This window comes from uncultured Acinetobacter sp., assembly GCF_947626835.1.
In the GTDB taxonomy this organism is placed as follows: Bacteria; Pseudomonadota; Gammaproteobacteria; order Pseudomonadales; family Moraxellaceae; genus Acinetobacter.
Genome location: NZ_CANQTS010000002.1, coordinates 37,889 through 58,047 on the forward strand (window position 1 = coordinate 37,889; position 20,159 = coordinate 58,047).

The 20,159-nt window shown below is 42.3% G+C and carries 17 protein-coding genes and 2 tRNA genes; 13 read left to right on the forward strand and 6 right to left on the reverse strand.

What is annotated here, in order from left to right:
* Window positions 1–6: 6 nt before the first annotated feature.
* From Q0Z55_RS01695 to Q0Z55_RS01715, 5 genes are all read right to left on the reverse strand, one after another.
* Window positions 7–348, reverse strand: a complete 342-nt coding sequence (locus Q0Z55_RS01695; protein WP_297423383.1) for a hypothetical protein — start codon at window positions 346–348, stop codon at window positions 7–9.
* A 123-nt stretch (window positions 349–471) separates the two neighbouring features.
* A tRNA-Glu gene (locus Q0Z55_RS01700) sits at window positions 472–547 on the reverse strand.
* A gap of 29 nt (window positions 548–576) precedes the next feature.
* Window positions 577–652 (reverse strand) — tRNA-Ala (locus Q0Z55_RS01705).
* A 58-nt stretch (window positions 653–710) separates the two neighbouring features.
* Window positions 711–2,219 carry a glutamate--tRNA ligase gene (gene gltX / locus Q0Z55_RS01710; protein ID WP_297423386.1) on the reverse strand — a complete coding sequence of 503 codons (1,509 nt, stop codon included), beginning with the start codon at window positions 2,217–2,219 and terminating at the stop codon, window positions 711–713.
* 127 nt (window positions 2,220–2,346) lie between these two features.
* Window positions 2,347–2,622 carry a hypothetical protein gene (locus tag Q0Z55_RS01715; RefSeq protein WP_297423389.1) on the reverse strand — a complete coding sequence of 92 codons (276 nt, stop codon included), beginning with the start codon at window positions 2,620–2,622 and terminating at the stop codon, window positions 2,347–2,349.
* Window positions 2,623–3,101: 479 nt separating this feature from the next.
* Here Q0Z55_RS01715 and Q0Z55_RS01720 point away from each other — a divergent pair, with 479 nt between their 5' ends.
* The 8 genes from Q0Z55_RS01720 (at window position 3,102) to Q0Z55_RS01755 (ending at window position 12,265) form a co-directional block, all read left to right on the forward strand.
* Window positions 3,102–4,118: a sulfate ABC transporter substrate-binding protein gene (locus Q0Z55_RS01720; protein WP_297423392.1), complete on the forward strand. Its 1,017-nt coding sequence runs from the start codon at window positions 3,102–3,104 to the stop codon at window positions 4,116–4,118.
* Window positions 4,119–4,274: 156 nt separating this feature from the next.
* Window positions 4,275–5,198, forward strand: a complete 924-nt coding sequence (rsmH, locus tag Q0Z55_RS01725; protein WP_297423395.1) for a 16S rRNA (cytosine(1402)-N(4))-methyltransferase RsmH — start codon at window positions 4,275–4,277, stop codon at window positions 5,196–5,198.
* Window positions 5,198–5,533, forward strand: coding sequence for a cell division protein FtsL (gene ftsL / locus Q0Z55_RS01730; protein WP_297423398.1), 336 nt, complete (start codon window positions 5,198–5,200; stop codon window positions 5,531–5,533). Before rsmH ends, ftsL begins: the two co-directional genes overlap by 1 nt.
* Before the next feature lie 5 nt (window positions 5,534–5,538).
* Window positions 5,539–7,365, forward strand: a complete 1,827-nt coding sequence (ftsI, locus tag Q0Z55_RS01735; protein ID WP_297423401.1) for a penicillin-binding protein PBP3 — start codon at window positions 5,539–5,541, stop codon at window positions 7,363–7,365.
* A 7-nt stretch (window positions 7,366–7,372) separates the two neighbouring features.
* Entirely contained in the window at window positions 7,373–8,866 is a 1,494-nt protein-coding gene (locus Q0Z55_RS01740; RefSeq protein ID WP_297423404.1) for a UDP-N-acetylmuramoyl-L-alanyl-D-glutamate--2,6-diaminopimelate ligase, read from the forward strand.
* A gap of 9 nt (window positions 8,867–8,875) precedes the next feature.
* Entirely contained in the window at window positions 8,876–10,285 is a 1,410-nt protein-coding gene (gene murF, locus Q0Z55_RS01745; RefSeq protein WP_297423407.1) for a UDP-N-acetylmuramoyl-tripeptide--D-alanyl-D-alanine ligase, read from the forward strand.
* Entirely contained in the window at window positions 10,286–11,404 is a 1,119-nt protein-coding gene (mraY, locus tag Q0Z55_RS01750) for a phospho-N-acetylmuramoyl-pentapeptide-transferase (RefSeq protein WP_297423411.1), read from the forward strand.
* 57 nt (window positions 11,405–11,461) lie between these two features.
* Window positions 11,462–12,265 (forward strand): putative RNA methyltransferase, encoded by an 804-nt coding sequence (locus Q0Z55_RS01755; protein WP_297423414.1) that lies wholly within the window; start codon window positions 11,462–11,464, stop codon window positions 12,263–12,265.
* Window positions 12,266–12,291: 26 nt separating this feature from the next.
* On the opposite strand, the gene ponA is transcribed toward Q0Z55_RS01755, so the two are convergent.
* Window positions 12,292–14,850, reverse strand: coding sequence for a penicillin-binding protein PBP1a (ponA, locus tag Q0Z55_RS01760; protein WP_297423417.1), 2,559 nt, complete (start codon window positions 14,848–14,850; stop codon window positions 12,292–12,294).
* A gap of 164 nt (window positions 14,851–15,014) precedes the next feature.
* Here ponA and Q0Z55_RS01765 point away from each other — a divergent pair, with 164 nt between their 5' ends.
* The 5 genes from Q0Z55_RS01765 to Q0Z55_RS01785 are packed head-to-tail and all read left to right on the forward strand — an operon-like array spanning window position 15,015 to window position 20,159.
* Window positions 15,015–16,073, forward strand: coding sequence for a pilus assembly protein PilM (locus tag Q0Z55_RS01765; protein WP_297423419.1), 1,059 nt, complete (start codon window positions 15,015–15,017; stop codon window positions 16,071–16,073).
* Entirely contained in the window at window positions 16,073–16,723 is a 651-nt protein-coding gene (locus tag Q0Z55_RS01770; protein ID WP_297423422.1) for a PilN domain-containing protein, read from the forward strand. Before Q0Z55_RS01765 ends, Q0Z55_RS01770 begins: the two co-directional genes overlap by 1 nt.
* On the forward strand, window positions 16,720–17,430 hold the full coding sequence (locus Q0Z55_RS01775) for a type 4a pilus biogenesis protein PilO (RefSeq protein WP_297423424.1): 711 nt from the start codon (window positions 16,720–16,722) through the stop codon (window positions 17,428–17,430). The genes Q0Z55_RS01770 and Q0Z55_RS01775 overlap by 4 nt, the downstream gene beginning before the upstream one ends.
* Window positions 17,430–17,960: a pilus assembly protein PilP gene (locus tag Q0Z55_RS01780; RefSeq protein WP_297423427.1), complete on the forward strand. Its 531-nt coding sequence runs from the start codon at window positions 17,430–17,432 to the stop codon at window positions 17,958–17,960. Before Q0Z55_RS01775 ends, Q0Z55_RS01780 begins: the two co-directional genes overlap by 1 nt.
* A gap of 9 nt (window positions 17,961–17,969) precedes the next feature.
* Window positions 17,970–20,159, forward strand: a complete 2,190-nt coding sequence (locus tag Q0Z55_RS01785; RefSeq protein WP_297423430.1) for a type IV pilus secretin PilQ — start codon at window positions 17,970–17,972, stop codon at window positions 20,157–20,159.

Here is a 20,159-nt window from a genome sequence, read left to right on the forward strand (position 1 = left end):
AAAAACTTAGATTTGCCATTCATGGTTGCACTGACGGCATTTCCATTTTTTTTGTGACTGCATAAACGCTTGCATAGACAATTTAAAGTCAGAGAAATCTCTAGAGAATAAGAAGCCGGCAATTAAACATACCACAAATGCCGCAATGGTCAGCATTTGTAAGATTTGACCTGCGCCATCGCTAAAAATCCACATCGCAATACTAATCAGCACCAAGCTGAGTAAAACAAATACCGATGGGACTAAAAAAACTAAACTTTTTGGCACAACCGGGCGGGCAGCAGGTGAGCCAAGCTCAGCCACGGGCATAATCTTTGGGCTTTGGCATTGTGGGCAACGGTATTGCATTGCAACTCCATAATTTTAATCTATAGCGCATTTTAACAGGAAAGCCAAAATAACAGGCAATAAAAAAGCCCAAGTCAGATGCTTGAGCTTTTTCATAAGATAACGTATCCGCCATCTTAAATATGGCGTCCCTACGGGGATTCGAACCCCGGTTACCGCCGTGAAAGGGCGATGTCCTAGGCCTCTAGACGATAGGGACAAGTGAGGCAACACAGGTAAGAACAACTTTGGTGGAGTCAAGGAGGATCGAACTCCTGACCTCTACAATGCCATTGTAGCGCTCTACCAACTGAGCTATGACCCCAGTCTGTGTGGTGGCTATATTAAGGATTTCACCACCACACGTCAATATGTTTTTTTAATTAAGCGTCATCAACCGCTTCATTTTTAGGCAATTGCAAGCTTTGATTGAGTTTTTCCCACACTTTAAGCTCTTTTTTGCTTGGACCACCCACAATGTCTAAAGCATGACGTAAACGTGCAAAGGTTAAATCAGGGCCAATCGTCACCATGGTTTGCATGACAGGCGTAGATGCGGTTGAACCGGCAATCGCAATAAAGAACGCAGGCATGAAATCACGTAGTTTGATTTCCATTTGTGTGGCTAAGTCCATTAAGGTTTGGCTAACAGTGTCATTGTTCCATGTAAACATGCTTTCTAAACGCCAAATGGCAAACTGTAAGCTTTGACGCACTTGTTCCTCAGAAAGTTTTTTACTTTCGAACTGCTCTTTAGACAGCGTAGGGAAGTGATTAAAGTAATGCGCTGACCAATTGACCGCTTCAGACAATAAATTAATACGTGGCTGAATTGCCGCTGCAATATCTTCTAAAGTTTGGCGATCTGCTTTCCAAGCCAATAAAGTATCTAGCAACTCGCTTGGGGTTAAACCTTTGATCCACTGACCATTGAGCCAATTGAGTTTTTCAACATCAAAAATTGGGCCACCTAAAGAGACACGTTGAATGTCAAAGTTCTCAATCATCTCGGCAAGGGTGAATTTTTCACGCTCATCTGGCATTGACCAACCCATACGACCTAAATAATTCAGTAAGGCTTCAGGCAGTACACCAATATCTTTGTAATAGTTAATTGAGGTTGGGTTTTTACGTTTAGACAGTTTTGATTTGTCAGGGTTACGTAATAAAGGCATGTGGCACAGCACAGGCATGTTCCAACCAAAATATTGGTACAGTAATTGGTGTTTAGGTGCAGATGGTAACCACTCTTCGCCACGGAACACATGGGTGATTTCCATTAAATGGTCATCAACCACATTGGCCAAATGGTAAGTCGGTAAGCCATCAGTTTTGAGGAGCACTTGCATGTCGACTTGTGCCCATGGAATTTCCACTTCGCCACGCAGTAAATCATCAATCTTACAAGTACCTTCAGTCGGCACTTTCATACGAATCACATGCGGTTCGCCTGCAGCTAAACGACGTTCCACTTCTTCTTGTGACAAGAGTAAACCACGGCCGTCATAGCGAGGGCTTTCACCACGTGCTTGTTGCTCAATACGCATTTGATCTAACTCTTCCGCGGTTGCGAAACAGTAGAATGCATGGCCTTTTTCAATCAGTTCTAAAGCGTATTGCTTGTAAATATGCATACGTTCAGATTGACGATAAGGTGCGTGTGGACCGCCAACATCTGGACCTTCCGACCAATTTAGACCTAACCAACGCAGCGAATCCAAAATCATTTTCTCAGATTCAGGGGTTGAGCGTAATTGATCGGTATCTTCAATACGTAAAATGAATTCCCCACCGTGCTGTTTAGCATAGCAGAGGTTAAACAATGCAATATAAGCAGTCCCTACATGTGGAAAACCGGTAGGAGATGGGGCAATACGAGTACGAACGGTCATAACACTCTTTATCTTTAGAAAAGTAACTAAAGACCATTATAACGAAAAAGCCCAATTACATTGCTGTTAATTGGGCTCAAATTCATAAAGCACACGCAAAAGGGCAACGTGCGCTTGTTGTCTGATATTAAGAATTAGAACTAAATAAAGACTGCACAAAACGTGAAAAACTTTGGTTTTGCGCCGCTAAAATACTTTGGCTTGGCTTGTTCTTCATACTGGTGACTAATTTTAAGTTGCTGCCATTTAACTCAGGATTTTCCTGTTTTTGGGTTAAGGCTTTTTCAATCAAACTTTGTTCAGGCGATTTTACTTTTGCTTGGGTATTACTTTTTAAGCTGGCCGCCTGTGCATTTGACAATACGCACAGTGACAGTACAACAATGGCAATATGTTTAAACATGGATGTCCCCTTTTTGACATAAAGTAAAGCCTGTTTTAAAGCTTGATACAATGGCGCTGAGTTACAATCAATAGACAGTGCTCAACTTAAACTTACCGATTGCCTATAGACATTATTATTAACAAACAAGTATGAAGATTAAGTGAAGACGCGCACATTTGGCACTTAGTTAATCAATATTTAAACAAACATGCAAATCTGCAACTTAGCTTAATCTTATATAAATGTTACGAAAATTAAGCTAAAGCGGCTAAGCTAAGTATGTTTTAATAGAATGATAAATTTGAATATATCTTTTATGCATATGTTATGCATAAAAATCTATATAACAGTCAATGAATAAAAATCCCAATAAAAAACAAATTTTTAAGGAAATATTCAGCGATTTTTTAAACAAACCTCACTCATGCGTAAATTTGCGATTTATAAGTATATTTCATATATTTAGCACTAATTTAGATAACGGACTTAATGCTGTCATGAAAACTCAATTGAAGTCTTTAGTTGGCGCAGTGCTACTGTTTAGTAGCTTGGCTTTTGGTACCTCTGCTCAGGCGGCAGACCGTGAATTTTTAAACGTTTCTTATGATGCAACACGTGAGTTCTATGATGAATTCAATAAATCATTTGGTCAATATTGGCAAAGTAAAACCGGTCTTTCGGTTGCGTTTAAACAATCACACGGTGGTTCGGGCAAACAAGCACGTTCGGTGGTGGATGGCTTAAAAGGCGACGTAGTGACCCTAGCACTTGCCAATGACATTGAAGAAATTGTTAAATCAGGCCAAATCCAGCCGGGTTGGCAAAAAGAGTTTAAACATAACTCAGCGCCATATACCTCAGCGATTGTGTTTATGGTACGCAAAGGCAATCCTAAGGGCATTAAGGATTGGTCAGATTTGACTAAACCGGGTGTGCAAATTATTACTCCTAACCCAAAAACCGGTGGTCTACCACGTTGGGTGTATTTATCGGCTTGGGGTTATGCACTTAAACAACCGGGTGGTAATGAAGCCAAAGCCAAAGAGTTTGTTGGCAAGATGTACCATAACGTCAAAGTCATGGACTCGGCAGCACGTGCCTCAATGACCACATTTGCTGAACGTGGCATTGGGGATGTGTTACTCACTTGGGAAAACGAAGCTTTAGTCACGCAAAAAGCGTTAGGCAAGGGTAAATTTGATATTGTGTATCCATCAATGACCATTTTAACTGAGCCATCTGTTGCGATTGTCGATAAAACAGTTGAGAAAAATGGCAATAAATGGTTAGCACAAGGCTATATCAACTATTTGTATTCACCATTGGGTCAAGATATGGCAGCACGTCATTTCTATCGTCCACGTAATGCAGAAATTTTAGCCAAATATTCACATCAATTTCCAAAGCTAAATACCTTTACCATTGATGAAGTGTTTGGTGGTTGGGCAAAAGCGCAACAAACTCACTTTGTAAATGGCGCGATCTTCGATCAAATCTATAATTCAAAACGTTAATAGCTGCGTCAAGAAGCCCCATTTTTGGGGCTTTTTTGCATTTAAAACGGTTTTCTCTATGATAAATAAAAATTCCCTACAAAAAGTCGTTTGGCGCTTGGCTTAAATCAGGTGATAATGCGCAGTTACCATTGTGTTGAATTTTAAAAGAGTGCTATGTCCCATATTTCTGTATTACTTCACGAAACTGTTGATGCCTTGTTGGCAGAGCGCAATACAGGAATTTATGTAGACGGCACTTTTGGTCGTGGCGGTCACACGCGTTTATTGCTGTCTAAACTGGATGCCAATGCCAAAGTGTATGGTTTTGATAAAGACCCACAGGCTTTAGAAACAGCACGTCAACTTGAGCAAGAAGATTCACGCTTTGAAATTATTCATGCCAGTTTTGCAGATTTAAAACAAGAACTTGCTGCGCGTGGTGTAGATTTTGTCGATGGTGTCATGGCGGATTTAGGCGTTTCATCCCCACAATTGGACCAAGCTGAGCGTGGTTTTAGCTTTATGCACAGTGGTCCGTTGGATATGCGTATGGACAACTCTAAAGGTCCAACGGCTGCTGAGTGGTTAGTGAATATTGAAGAAGAGCAATTGGCCAATGTGATTTATCAATATGGTGAAGAACGTTATAGCCGCCGTATTGCTAAAGCCATTAAACATGCAGGTTATATTGCAACGACTGGTGAGTTGGCTGAAATTGTAAAAGTGGCGCATCCCAAATGGGAAAAAAATAAGCACGCAGCGACGCGTACTTTCCAAGCCATTCGTATTGCCATTAATAAAGAATTAGAAGATGTAGAGGTATTTTTACCGCAAGCGGTTGAAGTACTAAAGCCAAAAGCGCGTTTAGCCGTGATTAGCTTTCACTCGCTTGAAGATCGTTTAATTAAGCAATTTATTCAAAAAGAATCAACCCTGCCTGAAGATCATGGTTGGGGTTTACCTCAGCAACAACAAGATAACCGTCGTTTAAAGAAAGTCGATCGTGTAAAGGCCAGTGAAGCAGAAGTAAAGGCCAATCCACGTTCACGTAGTGCATGGTTGCGTGTAGCGGAACGTTTAGCAAACAAAGGCGAATAATGAAAAACCAAGAGCAAACTGTTGATCCAAGTGAGAGCAAACTGCCGCTCAAGCGCAATCTGAGTTATGCGCTTTTGGTAGTTTTCGTCTTTACGAGTGCGATGATGGTGGTGTTTCAAGTCTTTGAATATCGACACGATTATCGTCAGCTCAGCAGTTTAAACCGCGAAAAAGAAGCTTTAAATGCAGAATGGGGGCGCTTGCTGATTGAGCAACAAACCTTTGGGGCAACCGCGCAAATTGGTACGCGTGCGGTCACTCAATTACGCATGTACTCACCTCCGGCAGCACAAACTGTCGTGATTTCTTTACCGATGAACCCTGAACAGAAATAATAAGCATGGCCGATTCGCAAAAAAAACCAATACGCAAAAAAAAGCAGTCTATTACCGAAAAAAATACCCTAAGTATAGACATGTGGCGCTTTTACTTAATGTGGGGCGTGGTTTTGGCTGTTTTTGTGGTTTTGTTGGGGCGTGCCTTTTATGTACAGATTCTCAATAAAGAGTTTTTGCAAAATAAAGCCGATGCCAACATGGTGCGTACCGAAACCATTAAACCCATGCGTGGTGTGATTTATGACCGGCATGGCGTACCTCTTGCGATTAGTACCCCAATTATGAATGTGGTGATTGATCCACAAGATTATTTTAGCAATAAAAAAACCTACGACGACACCATGGCAAAGTTGGCGGTTGACCCGACCAATACCAAATTAAAACGTCAATTGCCTGAAAAAAATCTGAATTTAGATGAACTTGCCGATGCTGTGGGTATGGATCGTGCTGAATTACGCAAAAAAGTCTACGCACGTCCTAGTTCACGTTATGTGGTGCTGAAAAAAGAAGTGCCACCGCCACAAGCGCAAATGATTGTGGAGCGTAATTTCCAAGGCGTCTATACCGAGAAAAATTATAAACGTTACTATCCACAGCCACAGCCCAGTGCGCAAATTATTGGTTTAACCAACAGCGAAAGCACGGGGATTGAAGGCTTAGAGATGCAACTGAATACGCGCTTAGCTGGTATGGCTGGGGAGCAACGTATTTTGCGTGACAAAAAAGGCAATCGCGTTAAAGATCCAGATATTTTGCGTGAAGTTGAACATGGTGAAAACATCACCTTAAGTATCGACTCACGTTTGCAATATATTATGTATCGTGAATTAACTGCGGCCGGTATTGCCAATAATGCACGTTCAGCAACCGCAATTGCAGTCGATGTTAAAACCGGTGAAATTTTAGCCATGAGCAGTTGGCCATCGTATAACCCCAACGACAAAAAAGGCTTAGAAAACAAAGATGCCATGCGTAACCGTGGTGCTGTCGATTCATTTGAGCCGGGTTCTACCATGAAGCCTTTAACGGTGGCCATGGCTTTAGAAAGCGGCAAATATAATGTTAATAGTGTAGTCAATACTGCACCGGGCAATATGCGCGTGGGTAACCATACTATTCGTGATACGCATAATTATGGGGCATTGACCTTAGGTGGCATTATTCAAAAATCATCCAACGTGGGTGTGGCTAAATTAGCTTTATCTTTGCCGTATGAAACTTTACCGACCTTTTATAAACGTTTAGGTTTTGGTCAGCGTTCGGCTGTGAAATTCCCTGGTGAAAGTGCAGGTTTAATCTTGCCACCAAGCAAATGGAATGTGTCAGAAGTGGCCACCATGTCTTATGGTTATGGTTTAAATGCCACAGTGTTACAGCTCGCTGATGCCTATGCCATGCTTGCCAATAAAGGTAAAAAAATGCCGTTAAGTTTGTACAAACTTGAAGGTTTACCGCAAGGCGAGCAAGTGATTGATGCCAAAATTGCCGATCAAGTGATGTTAATGATGGAATCTGCCACCCAACCGGGCGGTACAGCAACGCGTGCCACCATTCCAGGTTATCGTGTAGCGGGAAAAACCGGTACAGCGCATAAATTACGTGCAGACCGTAAAGGCTATTCAACCAATGAATATCGTGCTTTATTTGCTGGTGTTGCACCTGTTAGCGACCCACGTTTAGCCATGGTGGTTGTGGTTGAAAATCCAAAAGGCAGCTACTACGGTGGTACGGTTTCGGCCCCTGTATTTGCCCGTGTGATGCAAGAATCCTTACGTTTACTCAACGTTCCTTTAGATAAACCCTTAGAGAGCCACAAGCCCAAGTCATAGGTGAGCCATGTCAATCACATTTCAACAGCTGTATAGCACAGACCAAAGCGCTGCTTGGATGACACAATCCTTTCAGGGCTTTCAACTCGATAGTCGCAAAGTACAGCCAGGGCAAATTTTTATTGCCCTGACTAGTTTTTCACAACCTGAAAAAACTGCCGAATTTGCGCAAAAGGCTTTATCTCAAGGGGCTTTAGCTGTCATTTCTGAGACAGATTTAGAGATTGCACCAAGTGTAGTGGTACCCAATGTTCGGTATTTAATGGGTCAATGGCAAAAGCAGTATTTAGAAGATAGCCAACCTGTAACACCAGCACGTGTTTTAGCGGTCACAGGCACCAATGGTAAGACCACCATTTCACGCTTAGTGGCTGAATTGATGATGTTGCAAGGTAAAAAGTGTGCTGTGATGGGCACCACTGGCAATGGAATTTTGCCAAATTTAGAAGCATCATCGCACACCACCTTAGATGCGTTGCATTTACAAACGGCGCTGCATGATTATGCTGTCCAAGGTGCCCAATTTGCTGCGATTGAAGCCAGTTCGCACGGCTTAGAACAAGGTCGTTTAAATGGCTCAAACATTGAAATTGCAGCGTATAGCAATTTAAGTCGTGATCATTTGGATTATCACGGTACATTAGATGCTTATGCCGAAGCTAAAGCACAGTTATTTGCTTTTTCAAGCTTAAAAGTGGCCATCATTAATTTAGATGATGACTATGCAGCTACCATGATAGCGGCTGCACAACACAATCCTGCTCAGCCTAAAATTTTAACTTATTCAACAACCCAAGCAGCGGATTATCAAGTCAAAGACATTGCCTATAGTTTAAATGGGGCAAGCTTTAGCTTAGTGACAAAAGAGGCTGAATATAAAGTCAACAGTCCATTGCTCGGTCACTTTAATATTGAAAATCTTGTGGCAGCACTGATCAGCGTTGAGCAGGCAGGCTTTGCATTGGCCGATTTAATTGCGACTGCACCGCAACTCAAAGGTGCACCAGGGCGCATGCAAGTGATTCGTGATGATGAGCGTTTATTCGTGGTGGATTACGCGCATACACCAGATGCTTTAATTCAAGTGTTACAAACTTTAAAACGCCATGTTGCACAAGATCTATGGGCGGTGTTTGGCTGTGGTGGTGACCGTGATCGTGGCAAGCGTCCATTAATGACTCAAGCGGCATTACAAGGTGCGGATATTGCCTTACTCACTTCAGACAATCCACGCACCGAAGATCCTGAACAAATTTTTAGTGATATGAAAGCAGGTCTAGATTTTAGCCAGCACTGTGTCCGTGAAATTCATGATCGTCGTGAAGCGATTAAATTTGCAGTTCAACATGCTAAAGCCGGCGACATCGTGGTCATTGCAGGCAAAGGGCATGAAAATTATCAAGAAATTAATGGGGTACGTCATTGGTTTGATGACGTTGTCGAGGTGCAAGCTGCGCTTAATATGCCAAAGCAGGCCGATCGTGCCTACCCAGCACAATAGGAAAATAACATGCATACTTCAACCACCAGCACGGCTACTTTACAGCCTTGGACTGCCGAAGAATTAGCGCTTGCAACACAAGGCCACTGGCATAATAACCAAATGCCACAAGGGACAATTAAACGTATTTTAACCGACTCGCGTCATGCCGAAGCAGGGGATGCATTTTTAGCCCTTAAAGGCGAGCGTTTTGATGCGCATGACTTTATTGCTCAAGTGGCTGAAAAAGGCTGTCAAGTTGCCATTGTGAGTCAGCCTGTAGATATAGACATTTGCCAATTGGTGGTCAGCGATACCCGTTTGGCTTTAGGTGCTTTAGGTGCATACCGTCGTCAGCAAAACCCACAGCTCAAAGTCATTGCATTGACAGGCAGTAGCGGTAAAACCACCACCAAAGAAATGCTGGGTAGTATTTTATCGCGTATCGCACCGACTTTAATTACCCGTGGCAATCTAAACAATGATTTAGGTGTGCCGATGATGTTGCTTGAGCTACGTCCTGAGCATCAATATGCCGTGATGGAATTGGGCGCAAGTCATCAAGGTGAAATTGATTACACCTCAAATTTAGTACAGCCGCATGTGGCAGGTATTTTAAATATTGGGACAGCGCATTTAGGTGAATTTGGTGGGCGTGAGGGTATTTGCCGCGCGAAATCAGAAATTTATGCCCATCTTGCCCAAGATGGTACGGCAATTGTGCCAAGTGCTGATGATTTTAGCGAGCAAATCAAAACCGCGGTGTACCATCAAAAGGTTTTAAGTTTTGGTCAAGGTGGCGACATTTTTGCAACCCATATTGATTTAAAGCCGCAAGAAACCGTCTTTAGCTTACATAGCCCACAAGGTTCACGCACAGTGACCTTACCTTTTGCAGGCGAGCATAACGTAGACAATGCTTTAGCTGCGGTGGCCTTTGCTTTAGCACTTGAAATTAGCCTTGATGATATTGTGACCGGTTTAGAACAAGCCCAAGGCGCTAAAGGTCGCTTAAACTTTATTCCACATAAACATCATTTATTTATTGATGATACTTACAATGCCAATCCCACCTCCATGCGCGCAGCTGCTGAAGTGCTGGCCCAGCAAGAGGGCATTCGGGTGATGGTGATTGGTGATATTGGTGAACTTGGCGCATCTGCGGCCATTGAGCATTATAAGCTTGGTCGTGATTTAGTCTCAGTCAAAGGCATTAACTTTGTGGTGGCTGTGGGTGAATTTGCACCTGCCACACAAGAAGGTGCCCGTAGTACCCAATATGGTAAAAAAATGCAGGCTTTCTTAACTCAAGAACAAGCCTTACCGTTATTAATGAATCTAGTCGAAACACATCAAACGCAATCCATGAGTTTCTTGTTTAAAGGTTCTCGTTTTACCCATATGGAAACGTTGATGGCGCAATTGATGGAGAAACTCTAAATGCTACTTTGGTTGTTTGAGCACTTAGCGAGTTATCATGACTCGTTTGGTGTGGTGCGTTATTTAACGCTACGTGCTTTGCTCAGTGTGTTAACCGCACTTGGGATTGGCTTGGCGCTTGGTCCTTACATGATTCGTAAGTTACAAGCCTTAAAATACGGTCAAGCGGTGAGTAGCTTTGCACCAGAAGGGCATGCGAAAAAAATGGGCACGCCAACCATGGGTGGCTTACTGATTTTACTCTCGATTGGCGTATCCACGTTACTTTGGGCCGATTTAAGTAACCCTTATGTGTGGATTGTCTTGGCGGTAATGGTGATTTTTGGTGCTGTAGGCTGGGCGGATGATTGGATTAAAATCCGTTATAAAGATAATGCCGGTTTACCTGCACGTAAGAAATTCTTTTGGACATCAGTGGGTTCAATTGGTGCAGGTATTGCCCTGTATTACATCGCAACCTTGCAACCAACTGCGGCGCAAACCGCTTCAATGCTTGATGTATTAATCCCGTTTTTTAAAGATATTTCCATTCCACTGTCGATTATTCCTTTAGGCATTGGCTTTATTATCTTTACTTATTTGGTGATTAATGGGGCATCCAATGCAGTGAACCTAACCGACGGTTTAGATGGCTTAGCGATTATGCCGATTGTGTTGGTTGCCGCAGGTTTAGGTGTATTTGCTTATTTGGCAGGTGATATCCGCTTTGCTAACTATTTACATATTCCGTATGTCAAATATTCATCAGAATTGGTGGTGATTTGTGCTGCCATGATTGGCGCAGGCTTAGCCTTTCTTTGGTATAACGCACACCCTGCACAAGTGTTTATGGGTGATGTGGGCGCATTATCATTGGGTGCCATGCTTGGTACTATTGCTGTCATGGTTCGTCAAGAAATCGTATTTGCCATTATGGGCGGTGTATTTGTGGTCGAAGCCATTTCAGTATTTTTACAAATTGGCTCGCTACGTATGCGTAACAAACGCGTCTTTTTGATGGCACCTTTACATCATCATTACGAGAAAAAAGGCTGGCGTGAAACCCAAGTGGTGATTCGTTTTTGGATTATTACAATTATGCTGGTAGTTTTAGGCTTAATGACCTTAAAATTACGTTAAGCAAATCGTAAAAAAGGAAGTCGGCATTTGCCGGCTTTTTTGTTTTTGGAGAAAATGATGAATCTACTCATGTGCCCTGTATGTCGGGAAAAATTGAGTCTTACAGAAAAAACATGGCACTGCGTAAATCGTCACAGTTATGATTTGGCTAAACAAGGCTATGTCAATTTACATGTGGTACAACACAAACACAGTAAAAATCCAGGTGATACGCCCGAGTCTGTACAAGCACGCCGTGCTTTTTTAAGTGCAGGGCATTACGCGCCATTACAACAAGCAGTGGTTCAAAAGATTGCTGACTTACGTATCGAAAACTTACTCGATATTGGCTGTGGTGAGGGCTATTACACCAATGCTATGCAAGCTGAAGTTTTGCAATGTATGGGTGTGGATATTGCCAAAAATGCAGTACAAGTGGCAGCAAAACTCAATAAGGACATTACTTGGGTGGTGGGTACAGGCGCAACTTTACCTGTACTGGATGCTTCGATTGACTTATGCACCAGTTTGTTTAGCCCGATTCCAAAGCAAGAAATCTTAAGAGTGCTTAAAGACAATGGCTATTTAATGGTGGTCACTCCAGCCGAGCAACATTTATATGCCATGCGTGAAGCGTTGTTTGAAGAAGTAAAAGCGCATGATTCAGCCAAGTTTGTAGAACAGCTTCAAGATGACTTTGATTTGGTTGAAGACATCGTGATTGATGCACCTATGCAACTCTCACAAAGTGATTTAAAAAATTTAATTGCCATGACGCCTTATGCCTATAAAGCCAAACCTGAACGTCGAGCAGCTTTAGAAGCACATGAAACATTTGATTTAGCTGCACAATTTCAAATTTATCTGTTTAAAAAGAAATAAAAACAGCCCGCAACTGCGGGCTGTTTTTATTCTACTTCATTAATCAGATTTTCTAAGGAATCTGGGGCAGGTGTTGGCTTAGGCGTAGGTTGAGCCTGCATCGGAGGTGGTGCTTCACGTACAGGTTTTAAAGGTGCATCCCCTGGTAAATCAGCAAAGTCATTTTCTACACTACGTTTGGGTGCCACAGGAACAGGACGATACACAGGACGTGCTAAAGGTGGCGCACGATCTTGAGATGGCTCTTCAAGCTCAAGGCTTTGCGGTTGACTACGGTCACGTGGCGCTTTGGCTTTGGTATCTAAACTCACCCAAGCCGATGGGGTGCCTTTTAAGGATTTCTCCATAAAATCACTCCAAATCGGTAACGCTGCTACACCACCGTATTCACGGCGGCCTAAGGTGGTCGGTTGGTCAAAGCCAACCCAAGTCACGGTGACTAACTTGCCATTAAAGCCTGCAAACCATGCATCTTTGGCATCATTGGTGGTACCTGTTTTACCACCTAAATCATCACGACCAATTTTTAACGCTGCACGGCCAGTACCGTGGTTAATCACATCACGTAAAATATTGGCCATATCATAAGCTGAGCTTGATTTTAAAATACGCTGTGCTTGACGGTATTGTGTGGTATCAACAGTTTTAGTATCGCTTGTAGCTGCAACTGTGGTTGCAGGTTCAGAGGCGGCTTGAGCTTCAGAGGCGGCTTCTAAAAAAGCAGCATCATCGGCTGAAATGTCTTTTGCCTCTGTTGTTGGCGTCTCAGAGTCAATACAGCGAATACATGCATATTCAGGATTGGCGGTGTAAATTACTTTACCGTAAGCATCTTCAATACGTTCAATAAAGTAAGGTTGGACACGGTAGCCACCATTGGCAAATGTGGCATAGCCTGTCGCCATTTGTACAGGTAAAACTTGTGGGGTACCCAATGCAATGGTGTAGTTACGAGGGATTTGATCTTCTTGTAAACCAAAATCCATAAATAACTGACGGGTACGTTCAAGGCCAACGCTTTGTAATAAACGCACTGAAACGGTATTACGTGATAAATACAAGGCTCGACGCAATGGAATCATACCTAAATAGCGACCGTCTGAGTTACGAGGCGTCCATTTGCCAATCGTAATAGGCGAATCACTCACCATGCTATGCGGTGTCATACCACGCTCAAGTGCCAAAGCATAGACAAAAGGTTTAATAATAGAACCGGGTTGGCGCCAACCTTGGGTAGCACGGTTAAATTTAGATTGATAAAAGTTATAGCCACCGACCACAGCCTCTAAAGCACCATTATTGGGATTAATGGCAATCAGTTGACCTTGTACTTTTGGCACTTGGACTAAGGCCCAAGCAGTCTTTTCGGTATTGGGACGTAAACGTACAATATCTTTAACTTTGACAATTTGCGAAGCACGACTTGGCGCGCCACCAACACTATTGGCATTGCGATACGGGCGTGCCCATGACATCCCTGACCATGGCACGGTAACAGTTGAACCATCTTGCATCAGGGCATCAAAGGAATTGCTACTCACTTTGACCACTTGTGCAGGGTAGGTATTGGCATAGGGGATAAAATCTTTTAAAGGTTTATCATGTGCTTCTGCACCGCGCCAACCATGACGACGATCATAGGCCTCTAACCCATCGCGTACCGCTTGTTCGGCATAGGCCTGACGTTCACTATGAATAGTGGTATAGACTTTATAGCCTGAATCGACCGCTTGCTCACCAAATTTAGACACAAGTTCGCTACGCACCATTTCACCGACATAGGGAAAACGGTTACTGATACTGCGATCAGGGGTATTTAAATTGATCGGTTCGGCGATTGCTATTTGATATTGCTCTTGGTTGATATAACCGAGTTGCAACATGCGCCCTAAAATCCAATTACGACGCTCTAAAGCACGTTCTGGATTGGCAATTGGATTATATTTCGATGGTGCTTTGGGTAAACCTGCCAACATCGCCATTTGCGAGATGGACAGTTCAGATAAGCTTTTATCGTAATAAATACGTGCTGCTGCGGTAATGCCGTAAGCATTTTTACCTAAGAAAATTTTATTGACATATAAAGTTAAAATTTCTTCTTTGGTTAAAGTTTGCTCAATTTTGCGTGCTAAAAAAACTTCAGTCAGTTTGCGTTTTAAAGTCCGTTCAGGGCTTAAGTAATAGTTTTTTGCTACTTGCATGGTGATGGTTGAACCACCAGTTTGCACATCAGAGCCTGTAACACTTTCTGTGACCGCACGTCCAAGCCCTTTAAAACTAATACCACTATGCTCAAAAAAAGCTGAATCTTCTGCGGCTAAAAAAGCATGTACAAAAGTTTGTGGAATTTGGTTATAGTCAACAGGTACCGAAAGTTTGCCACCATATTCAGCAATCAGTTGATTATCCGAGCTATATACTTGCATAGGTTTAAGAAGCGGCGCTTTTTTAAGCGTCGACATATCGGGTAAAGATGGGGCAATATAGAGGTACATGCCATAAAAGCCCATTGGGATTGAGACTAAAATTATAATTATGCTCAAAAAAAATGGATGTACACGACCCGAACAAGATAGCTTTTTCATAACAAGTAAGTTTTAATAAGAGCTAATGGCAAACTAATTGGTCGTCAGTATAGCCTTTACACTTACGGATTGTTAGATGAGTTATTGTATCTGTAGAAAATTATAGACCTAGACCGGTTAGTGGATTTTTGTTTTTGGGGATAAAAAAATAATAGGACTACATTGTGCTTAGGTTATATCGTAAACCAAACAAGGGGTTAATAGGCGTAGACATTAGTTCTACTTCTGTTAAGGTTTTAGAACTCGCTGTAAAGAATGGTAAGTATCATGTGGAAAGCTATGCACTTGTACCCTTACCTGAAGGCAGTGTCGTTGAAAAGAACGTTTTAAATGTAGAAGCGGTGGCGGATGCATTAGAGCGTGCTATTAATCTTGCTGACCCACATAGTGATCAGGCTGCCTTTGCAGTGCCAACGTCTATGGTGATTTCAAAAATCATTGAAATGGATGCTGACATGAGCGATGACGAGCGTGAAATACAAATTCGAATGGATGCTGAGCAATACATTCCATTTCCACTGGATGAGGTGAGCCTTGATTTTGAGGTTTTACCTGAGCGTCTAGCAAATCCTCATCGGGTTAAAGTGCTTTTAGTTGCAACACGTCTTGAAAATATTAGTGTTCGCTCAGAAGTTTTAGAGTTAGCCGGTTTAACTCCAAAGGTTGCTGATGTAGAAAGCTGTGCGATTGAAAATGCCTATCAAGTCTTTGCAGATACTTTACCTGTTGGGGTAAATACCGTTGCAATTTTAGATATTGGTCATACCATGACCACTTTATCTGTGATGCAACATGGCAAAGTCATTTATACCCGTGAACAAGTGTTTGGGGGTAAGCAGCTCACGCAAGATATTCAAAACCGTTATGGTCTATCGTTTGAAGAAGCGGGTCGTGCTAAAAGAACTCAAACTTTACCAGATGACTATGAAGCTGAAATCTTAGAGCCTTATTTAGATTCTGTGGTTCAACAAGCAGCGCGTTCTTTACAATTTTTCTTTTCTTCTTCCCAATTTAATGAAATTGATCATATTTTATTGGCTGGAGGTAACGCCAATATCACGGGGCTTGCAAAACTGATCCAGCAAAAACTCGGGTATCGCGTCACAGTTGCTAATCCATTCTTACAAATGGGTTTTTCAAGCAAAGTGGATGTGCAGAAAATTGAAAAAGATGCATCTTCCTTGATGGTGGCCTGTGGCCTTGCAATACGGAGTTTTGATTAATGCCAAGAATTAACTTACTCCCTTGGCGTGATGAGCTAAGAGAAAAAAGAAAAAAAGAATTTATTGCAGTTTCAATTGGCGTGGCATTAATTGGGGTGTTAGGGGTTGTAGGTACGTGGATGTACTTCGATCATAAACTTGAAGATCAAAATCAAGCCAATCAATTGGTGATGACCACCAATCAAAATCTTGATACACAATTGAAGTCTTTAGAAGGTTTACAAGAGCAACGTGATGCCATTGTAGAACGCATGAAGCTGATTCAAGGTTTACAAGGTCAGCGCCCTGTCGCAGTGCGTCTTGTCGATGAATTGGTACGTGTGACGCCAAGTAACATGCATATTACCAAGTTTGTACGTCAGGCTGATAAATTTACCATCGAAGGACGTGCTGATAGTCCAAATACTGTGGCAGACTTATTGCGTGGCTTAGAGGCGTCATCTTGGTATCGTAATGCCTTTATGAACTCATTCTTAGCGGCAGAAGAAAGCAAAGATAAACCTGCAAGTTCCTTAGTGCCACGCCGTGAAGACAGTTATGGCGCATTTGTGGTCACGGTTGATCTTGATGAGATTAAATTGGATGCAGTAGCTATAGAAGAGCTACCTGCAAGTGAAGCCAATGTAACAGCAGCGGGGGCACAGCCATGAGTCGTGAACAATTCGATGAATTAACGCAAGATCAAGCAGTTCGCCCCAAAAAGAAAATGACCGTTGAGAAATTCTTTCAACAGTTTAATACCCTTGATACCAGTAACTACGGTGGTTGGCCTTTATCAGTTAAAATTACCTGTTGGTTGTTTTTATTATTACTGACAGCGGCGATTGGCTATTTTTTAGCGATTAAACCTAAGTTAGATGCAATTGAAACTGCCCGTGCCCAAGAACAACAATTGTTGAATGAATTCCGTGAAAAGGATTCAAAGTTGCGTAACTTGCAGCAGTATCAAGCGCAATTGATTGAGATGCAGGCCAACTTTAATCAACAATTAGAGCAATTGCCTAAAGAAACTGAGATTCCAGGCTTAGTTGAAGATATTAACATTACGGGCGTCAATGCAGGACTGCGCTTTAAGAATATTCGTTTGCAAGATGAAATCAAGCAAGAATTCTTTATTGAGCAACCCATTGAAATGGAAGCCACAGGCGACTATCACGCCTTTGGTTCTTTTGTGGGTGCGATTGCTGCATTACCACGTATTGTCACTTTACATGACTTTGAAATTTCAGCAGTTGAGAGTAAAGAAAAACGTGCTGAAGTGCCTGTGATCACTTATAAAGTGAATGCCAAGACCTATCGTTATATTGGTACTACAGAACAAGCCGCAGATACAGCAGCTCAAGAGGGGACGCCATAATGCAAATGAGCAAAATTAGCTTAAGCTGCCTCTTAGGTTTAGCTTTGGTTGGATGTGACTCACGGATTGATACTGTGAATCAGCAGATGGCAGAGATTCGTAATCAACCACCTTTACCGATTGAGCCTGCACCTGTCTTTATGCCAGTACCTACATTTGACTATGCTGCCCATCAATTAAAAAGTCCGTTTATGCCAACCTCTTTGGCTGCAGAACTTAAAATTATGGCAGGTAAACGTGTTTATCCAAACTTTGCACGTACGCCACAGCCTTTAGAAAGTTATGCTTTAGAAACTTTAAATATGAAAGGCAGTATGCGCAGTACATCGGGCAAAGTGACCGCTGTGATTCAAACCCCAGATGGTGAGCTTGAGCGTGTACAAGTGGGAAGTTATATGGGCAATAACCATGGGCGAATCGTGCGTATTACACCTACACAAATTGATCTGATCGAAATCATTCCTGATGGTCGTGAAGGGTATTTAGAACGTCCACGTAGCCTTGTACTGCTTGGTGCAGCAGCGCCTTAAGGAATAACAATGAAGAATAGTGTGAAAGATTTTATTTTTGGGGATGGTGATACCATGAATTTATTCCGTCAGTTTTCGATGGCAACTGTAGCCATGGCCGTAATGCAAGTCGCCAATGCGCAAGTCAGCATTACCAATATTGTGCCGATGCAAGTACCCAATCAAGGCACTGAAATTCGTGTCATGTTTAACGGTGTACCACCTGAGCCACAAGCTTATCAACTTGAAAGTCCATCACGTTTAATTTTGGATTTTGAAAAAACCGCGCAAATCTTAAAACAAAACAATATTGCCATTGCTACTAAAGAAGCGAGCAATTTGGATGTCATGTCAGATGCTGAACGTTCGCGTTTAACCATTAACTTGGCAGATGCAGGTGCTTTCACGACGCGTGTTGAAGGCAACACTTACATCTTAAAAATCAATCCAACGGCATCTACTGGCGCAACAGCAGTCCCTGTAGCTGCAGCTAAACAAGCCCAAGGCATTACCAATATTGGCTTTGAACGTGGTTCAAGTGGTGAAGGCTTAGTGGTGATTGATTTAGCTGGTGCAAATACCCCTGTTGATGTACAACAGCAAGGTAGTAGAATCGTCGTACGTACCTTAGGCAACAAAGTGCCAACACACTTGGCACGCCGCTTAAATGTCAATGACTTTGCCACCCCTGCTTCAACCATTGATGCGCAAAACAATGGCAATAATGGGATCGTGACGATTCAGACCAATGGTAGCTATGAATATATGGCCTATCAAGCTGAAAACAAATTGACCATTTCAGTTAAACGTCCTGTAGATCGTAGTACTTTGACAGCTCAGCAAGCTGTAACGCGTACGGTACAGCATTATAATGGTAAAAAAATCTCGCTTGATTTCCAAGACATCGAAGTGCGCCGTGTTTTACAGTTGTTGGCAGATTTTACCGGTATTAACATGGTGGCAGCCGATACGGTACAAGGCAATATCACTTTACGCCTAAAAGATGTACCTTGGGATCAAGCTTTAGATATTATCTTAAAAACCAAGAATTTAGACAAACGCCATAATGGTAATGTGATTTGGATTGCCCCACTTCCTGAGCTGACCAAAGCTGAAGAAGAAGAAGCCAAAGCATTAGCGCAAAGCATTAAACTTGCTCCCTTACAAACTGAGTATGTGCAATTGAGTTATGCCAAAGCTACCGACATTGAAAAACTCATTGTCGATGGTCGTAATGCAGGTAATCGCAATAACAACAGTGGATCTTCTGCAGGCAGTGATTTGCTGGGTGATAGCGTTGGTTCATTACTCAGCCCACGCGGTACGGTATCAGTCGACCCACGTACCAACACTTTAATTATTAATGATACCTCGACCAAAATTGATCAAATTCGTAAGATGATTGATTTACTTGATGTTTCGGTCAAGCAGGTGATGGTTGAAGCCCGTATTGTACGAGCTTCTACCGACTTTACCAAAGAAATGGGAGTCAAGTGGGGCTTAGTTTCACAAGGGATTAATAAAAATGATCACTTACTGGTCGGTGGTAGTGACCAAACCTTGTGGGATTTACGTGATGAACCCAATGAAAATGGCGGCTATGACATTCAACGTCCAGATAATTTAAACGTAGATTTAGGTGTGGCGGGCGCAGCTGGTCGTGTGGCGTTTGGTTTAATTAGTTTATCTGACTTTATGTTAGACCTTGAGCTTTCTGCTTTACAATCTGATGGTTATGGTGAAGTTATTTCGACACCAAAAGTCTTAACCGCAGATAAACAACAGGCCAAAGTAGCATCTGGTCAACAGATCCCTTATCAAACCACTTCATCTTCAGGTGGTAGTACAACAGTAGATACCCAGTTTAAAGATGCTTTATTAAGTTTAGAAGTCACGCCAAGTATTACGCCAGATGGCAAAGTACAAATGCAGCTTTTAATCAATAGCGATTCACCATCAGGTACAGCACCAAATGGCGAGATCATTTTAAATAAAAATGAAATCAATACCAACGTGTTGGTCAATAATGGCGAAACTGTGGTGCTAGGTGGGATCTTTGAGCAAGAAACCCAAACTCAACAAACCAAAGTCCCATTCTTAGGTGATTTGCCATATGTGGGTCGTTTGTTCCGTAGAGATTTGAAATCTGAAGATAAGCGTGAGCTATTGATTTTTGTTACACCACGAATTGTTAATGACAGTGTTTCAAGAAATCATTAA